Raw genomic sequence first — 6,447 nt, forward strand, 5'->3', positions numbered from 1 at the left:
CTGGCTGCCCGTCGGTCGGGTCGTAGCCGTGAGTCGATGTGCGTTGACGTCATCGCTGGCGTCGCAGATGCGGTTCACCGTGGTGTGGAGCAACAGGTATCCACGAAGACCAGGCTGCGGGTCCGTGACTTTCGGGGCCGTTGCCGGGTCGGCCGGGTGCCCGGCACCCGCTGTGGCGGGTACCGGGCAGCCGCTTGGTCAGCCCTGCGAGACCCTCAGCGGGAAGGTGCCGGGACCGACGTTGCCGAGCGTGGTGGTGTTCGCCGCGAGGTACTGGTCCAAGTACGGCGAGCGGTCACCCTGCGTCGGCACGTCGAACCTCGGGGCCTGCACGTCCAGGGACAGCCGCGCGTCGGAGACCTTGATCGTGTGGCCCGAGGGCACGTCCCGCCAGCGGCCGGAGTCGATGGTCCCGATCTGGACCCCCAGCCGGTGCCCCCGCTCGAAGGTCCAGTCGGTCGACTTCAGGTCGAACGAGATCGGTCCTCTGTTCTCCAGCAGGGCGACGTTTTCGTCGAACATCGTCGCCGTGCCGTCCGGAGCGACGTCCCACAGGCGAACCATCACATTCCCGCTCGTACTCGCGTTGAGCCTGATCCTCGGCGTACCGGTGATCCGGAGTGTCTGGGGCGCGGGCGTGGACCAGGTCCAGAAACTGGTGACGGCGGCGTCGCCCCGCTTGGCCGCGTTCGCCTCGGTGCCGGACAGCGGCTCGATCCGCGGCGCGTTCTCCATGTCCCAGCGGCCGTCATCCGCGCGGGCAGCCGCCGAGGCACCGCCGTTGTCGACGTACCGGCCGGAGGAGAGCCGCGCGTCGTACGACGTTGCGGTCACAGGCCAGGTCTTCTGGGCGCGCCAGTGGCCGAGGCTGTCCTCGATGGCGTACGCCGGGTCGGTCACCGATGGGTCGGTGCCGCGGAGGTACTGGTCGTAGAACCGCATCACCTCGTCGAACCACCCGGCACGACCCTGCAACAGCCGGCCGTTGGCGTCGGTGTCGTTGCCCCGTACGTGCTCCCACTGGCCGAGCCAACCGCGTTCCCGGCCCCGATGGTTGTCCAGGTACACCTCCATGTCCTCAGGCTTGGTGTTGGGCTCGATGAACCCCTGGGTCACGAACAACGGCGTGCTGGTGCCGGCCGCTTGGGCGGCCAGGTCGCGGGCGCTCCAGTACGCCGACCGCGGGTCGGGATTGTTGTTGTTGGTGAGGTTGTCGCTCAGGCACTCCGGATGGCTCGCCTCGTACGCCGCGTTCGCCTTGTACCGGTCGCTGTCGTCAGCCATCGAAGGGAGCGTCGCGATCGAGTTGTACGCCTCCGGCGTGCCCGTGACGTTGGGGCGCGGAACTTTGTTGCTGAACAAGTAGTTGTACATGTCCCAGACCGGCTCTTGCGCGACGACCGCCTTCAGGCTTTTCAGCTTGAGGTTGTTGCCCACTAACCCGGTGACGGCGTCGTACGACTTGCCGTACATGCCGACCTTGCCGGTCGACCAGGGCCGGCTGGCCGCCCACTCGATGGCGGCCCGGACGTCGGCCTGCTCGCCCGGGCCGACCCAGTCCAGGCACCCGGTGCTCCCGCCGAAGCCGCGCAGGTCGACCATCACGAAGGTGTAGCCGCGCGCCATCAGGCCGGCGCCGTCGATGAAGTCCTGGAAGCGCGCCGATGGTCCGACCCTGTCCCACCCCTCGGGACCCGTCTGCCCGGCGTGCGCGAAGTAGGGGCCCACCGAGAGGATCACCGGCGTCTTCGCTTCGGCCGGCAGGTGTGCCGGGCGCAGCACGTCGGCGTGCAGTTCGACACCACTGTTGTCCGAGGTCGGTAAGTACTCCTCCGTCCACGCGGCGCCCTCGGGAACCCGTGGGTTCTCCTCGTGTGTGACCGGGTCCCCAGCTGCCGCAGTCGCCGCTCCGGCCTGGGCAGCCGCGGGCAATCCGCCCGCGGTGAGGGTAGCGATAGTGACCAGTGCACCGGCCGCCACAGCGGTCGACGCCTTCCCGCGAATGTTCATGACACTCCCGTGATCGTTGGCTGCCATGGGAGAGTAACGATTTTCGCCGGATTTGTCGCCACTTGACCTTCAGGGTGGATTGGCCCAGAAAGAGGTCGATTGAGCTCATCCCACTTGGTCCGGTCTGGGGAGTGGAGGGCTCACAAGGATGCCACCGCACACGATCTTCGACGACGGCCGAGGGTCTTTTCGATAGATGAGGAGCGCAGCAGGCGCCGTGACCCGCCTCGTGCAGGATGCCGGAAGTCGACTCGTCGCCAACGCACCACTTCCGGTCGTCGGGTAGGAGGCTTTACCATACGTGACGAACTCTCGTCCTATGGGTCTCCAATCACACCCCCTGGGAAGGATGCGATGAGTAAAGGAAGGGCTCGCACCATTCTCGCCGCGGTCGCAGCGAGTGCCGTCGTTCCGTTCCTGGCCTCTCAGGCCATGGCCGTCTCAAGCGTGGAAAAGAGCTTCGTGGGGTATGGGTATCTGCCCTCTGACGCCCATGCCGCCGCAGTAGCGGCTATGCAGGCCTACAGCTCGAGCTGTGTAGAAACCAATACCGTCTACTCTCCCGCCGGCTCGGAACACTACTGGAAGGCAACGCTCACGGCCCAATGCTGACCACGCGTCAAGCAGGGTCGGCCGCCAGCTCGCCGAGCAGCGAGGTGTTCACCGCTACCCCGCGCGGGGACGGCAGGTATCTCCCGTTCCGCTGGAGTTCGGCGTAGCGGTGGTTGCTCTTGTGCGCGAACACCACGGCCGTGACGACCGAGTACACCGCCCAGCCCCGCCGTGAGGGGGTGGGAATGGACATCAGGCTGGATTGACAAACATGCGCGTGTCAACCCAGCCTGACAGTGTCCTTGAGGAAGACGATGCCGTCGATCGTGTCGAGTTGGGCCGGGTCCAGCGGGAAATAGGCGAAATCGTGGGAGATGCGCGGGGCCGGCTTCGTGACGGCCTCGGCCAGGCGGCGGGCGTCGATGAGAGAGTGGTCCCACGGGAGCGTGGACAGGATGCCCTCGACGGTGTCCAGGGGCGGGGTGTTGTCGCCAACCGTGCCGAAGGCGGAGACCAGGAAGGCGTACCGGTCGCCCAGGTGCGCATCGATGATCGCCCCCGCGCTCGACCACTCCAGCGGCTGGTCGCCGAGCCGCATGAGGCTCTTGTTCCGCTGCAGGTGGAGGTTGTGGGCGAAGACCAGGGCCGGGCCTTGCTCGGCGACGGCGCGCAGGTTGGCGGCCATCATCGCGTCCCGCAGGCCCGCCAGCCGCGTCATCCGCGCCGGCGACGTGTCGGCCATCCAGTAGTGGTAGCGGAGCAGGCCGACGGCGGTGCGCCCGTACAGTGCCGCCCGCTCCCTGTCCTTCGCGCTCAGCCGCGGCACCTGCGTGTCGAGCAGCGCCACCAGGTCGTCGGCGAGCAGCCGCAGCCGCTGGGCGTCGGCGGACTGCCCGATCGACTGGGACGGATCCATGACCGTGGCCTCGTTCGTCCACCGGTCGTCCGGGCCGAGCAGCGCGTCGAGGGTCTCCCTGGTGCAGGGAAGCGGGCCGTCGAGGAGGGCGTAGAGGGCGGTGAGCGCCTGGCGCGGGCTCGCCGCCCAATACTCCAGCGGGCCGTCGAACCCGAAGAACCGGAGCTCTTCGTCATGCTCCTCGTTGTACGCGCGCATCCAGCGTACGAGTTCGCGGTTGCCCGGGGATGCGCCGAAGCCGTGGCTGAAGCCGCGTTCCATGACGTCGTCGAGCGTGCCCGTGCCGGACGTGACGTAGTCGTCCACCAGCAGGCCCATGAGGCAGTCGCTCTCGATGGCGAACGACCGGTAGCCCTCGTGCTCGACCAGATGCCGGAAGATCTTGTTGCGCAGCTCGTGCAGCGCCTCCACGAAGTGCCTGGCCTCGCCCAGGCCGAGCAGCAGGGGCCGGGCGGGCAGCGACCGGAGGAATCCCGAGACGCCCGCGCCGTCGAGCGGCCGGGCTGTGTCCTTGATGTCCATGCCTTCAACGGTATCGTTGAACCGCCGGTGTAAACTTTGGCCGATGAACCTCGGCTTTTACCAGGCGGGACCTTCAACATGAGACCAGTGGACCTGGCACGCGAGCACGGCCTGTCCACCCAGGCGATCAGGAACTACGAAGACGCCGGCATCCTGCCCGCCGCCGAACGCACCGCCCACGGCTACCGCACCTACACGCCGCTGCACGCGCAAGCCCTGCGCGCGTTCCTCGGCTTGGTGCCGGGACACGGCCATCAGACGGCCACCTCGATCATGCAGGCAGTCAACCGGGGCGCGGCCGAGGAGGCGCTGCGGCTCATCGACGAGAGCCACGCCCAGCTCCTCGACGACCGCCGCACCCTCCAGGCCGTCGAAACCGCGCTCCGCGACCTCGCCCCCGTGCCGCCGGAGCGCGGCGTCACCTTCGTCGGCCCGCTGGCCAGGCGGCTCGGCATCCGCCCGGCCACCCTGCGCAAATGGGAACGCGCGGGCCTCGTCCAGCCGCCCCGCGACCCGCAGACGGGCTACCGGGTCTACAGCGCGGCCGACGTACGCGACGCCCGCCTGGCCCACCAGCTCAGACGGGGCGGCTACCTCCTGGAGCAGATCGCCCCGCTGATCGCCCAGGTCCGCTCCGCCGGAGGCGTCGCACCGCTGGAATCAACGCTGCGCGACTGGCACGCCCGCCTGTCCGCCCGGGGCCGCGCCATGCTCACAGGCGCCGCCGCGCTGGACGCCTACCTCAGCGCCCGCGAACCCTGAGGCGGACCGCAGTCCGCCGGCCGCCGCGTGTCCGCCAGGATGACCGTGCCGTCCGCAGCCATCTGCAGCAAAAGCGGCTGCGCCGCGATCCACTCCAAGCTGTCGCTCGGGGCGGACGGAACGAGCAGCTCACGCGGGTCGGCCCGGGAGCTGATCGGCTGGACGGTCACCCGCCGGCGGCCGGGCATGCCTCGAACAGCGCCCGGGTGCCGGTGGGCCGCGCCGACGGGTCGGTGAACCGGCACCCGTAGGCCGGGTCCGCCACCGCCGCCGGGCTGACCACGTCGTCCCCGGCCGGTCGCGTGCCGGTGCGCACCCAGCGGACGAGATCGTCCCAGGCCGCCCCGACCTCGGCCGGGCTGAACTCGCAGTGCTCGACCGCGCGGATTGCCCGCTGGACGAGGAGCCCGGACCGGCCGTGCCGGGCGACGTCGGCCCGGAAGTACTGCTCCATCGAGAACGGCACGAATGAGTCGCCCAGGTCGTGCAGGGTCAGCACCGGCACGTCGATCCTCCCGGAGACGCTCGGCACCTCGGTCAGCCGCGAGCTGCGCCGGGCCACCGGGTCGGCGGGCGCCACCCGTTGCACGCTCGCGTTGACGTCCACGGGCGCGGCCGGGCTGTAGCGGGTGGACAGATTGGTCGCCACCTTGGCCGGCTCCTGCGCCAGCGTGCCGCTCGCCGGCGGCCGGGCCAGCCCGAACAGGAAGTCCTTCCAGTACGCGAACGCGGCCTGCGCGCCGGGCCGCTCGCCGCCGGTCAGGTTGACGAAGATGGCGCGGAACTCCTTGCCCAGGTCGTTCGTGGTGTCGGGGCCGCCGGGGCGCAGACCGGTCAATCCAAGCCGGTCCTGGATCTTCGGCACGACGGCGGTCGCGTAGTCGGCCGGGACCGGGTACGCGGGCAGGTCCGCCAGGTCCTGCGCGACGACGTGGAAGTCGAGGAAGAAGTCGAACAGCTCATGGTCGCCGACCACCCCGCACATCGGCAGGGCGCCGTCGTACAGGCCCGGGTACTGCTCGATGGAGCGCGCGGCGATGTGCCCGCCCATGGACACTCCGGCGATGAACATCCGGCGCGGCTCGCCGACCGCGCGCTCGAAGTGGTCCACCAGGTCGCGCGTGCTGAGCACGCCGGCCCGTACGTCGTAGTCGTTGGCGTAGTAGGACGAGGCGGCCCACGCGTACCCCTGCTCCAGCAGCCGCTGACGCAGCCCGTAACCGGGCGGGTCCACCGTGAGCACCCGCGTGCTCCCCCGGTAGCCGTGGACCCACATGACCAGTCCGCCGTTCCAGCGCGGGGGCACCTCGATGTCGAACGCCGCGTGGCCGTGCACCCCCTGCAGCACGCGACTCGGCCGCCCGTTCACGACCACCGGGGCCAGGGGCGGGTTGTCGACGCTGTAACCGGGTAACGGCTGATCGCCCAGGACCTTCCCGTCCGCGATCGCCGGCGTGCTCGCGGTCAGCGCCAGGCACAGAGCCACGGCCAGAACGGTCGTTTTCCGACGACGCATCGGCCGCCACCTCCTGCGACAACCTCGGCGAGCGGGGCTAGTCCCAAGGCCGGGTAGTTAAGGTTCGGGCCTGGCCGTCAAGGTTTGTTGGTGTGTGGGTGCTGGGCCGGTGCTGTTGATCGTGATGTTGGTGATCGGTGTGCTGGTCCGGGGGCGGTGGGGGTCGGCT

5 protein-coding genes are annotated in these 6,447 nt (G+C 69.6%); 1 reads left to right on the top strand and 4 read right to left on the bottom strand.

Going from position 1 to position 6,447, the window contains the following annotated elements; all coding sequences use genetic code 11:
• Positions 1-198: 198 nt before the first annotated feature.
• The 3 genes from ACFLIM_RS33510 to ACFLIM_RS33520 form a co-directional block, all read right to left on the bottom strand.
• Positions 199-2,010, bottom strand: coding sequence for a CocE/NonD family hydrolase (locus ACFLIM_RS33510; protein WP_393172371.1), 1,812 nt, complete (start codon positions 2,008-2,010; stop codon positions 199-201).
• A gap of 619 nt (positions 2,011-2,629) precedes the next feature.
• On the bottom strand, positions 2,630-2,815 hold the full coding sequence (locus ACFLIM_RS33515; RefSeq protein WP_393172372.1) for a hypothetical protein: 186 nt from the start codon (positions 2,813-2,815) through the stop codon (positions 2,630-2,632).
• A 27-nt stretch (positions 2,816-2,842) separates the two neighbouring features.
• Positions 2,843-4,000: an erythromycin esterase family protein gene (locus ACFLIM_RS33520; protein ID WP_393172373.1), complete on the bottom strand. Its 1,158-nt coding sequence runs from the start codon at positions 3,998-4,000 to the stop codon at positions 2,843-2,845.
• A gap of 78 nt (positions 4,001-4,078) precedes the next feature.
• Between ACFLIM_RS33520 and ACFLIM_RS33525 the strand changes: the two genes are divergently transcribed.
• Positions 4,079-4,762 carry a TioE family transcriptional regulator gene (locus tag ACFLIM_RS33525; RefSeq protein ID WP_393172374.1) on the top strand — a complete coding sequence of 228 codons (684 nt, stop codon included), beginning with the start codon at positions 4,079-4,081 and terminating at the stop codon, positions 4,760-4,762.
• Positions 4,763-4,928: 166 nt separating this feature from the next.
• On the opposite strand, the gene ACFLIM_RS33530 is transcribed toward ACFLIM_RS33525, so the two are convergent.
• Positions 4,929-6,278: an alpha/beta hydrolase family protein gene (locus tag ACFLIM_RS33530; RefSeq protein ID WP_393172375.1), complete on the bottom strand. Its 1,350-nt coding sequence runs from the start codon at positions 6,276-6,278 to the stop codon at positions 4,929-4,931.
• Positions 6,279-6,447: the final 169 nt, after the last annotated feature.

It is taken from the genome of Nonomuraea marmarensis, assembly GCF_043197025.1.
GTDB classification, from domain to species: Bacteria; Actinomycetota; Actinomycetes; order Streptosporangiales; family Streptosporangiaceae; genus Nonomuraea; species Nonomuraea marmarensis.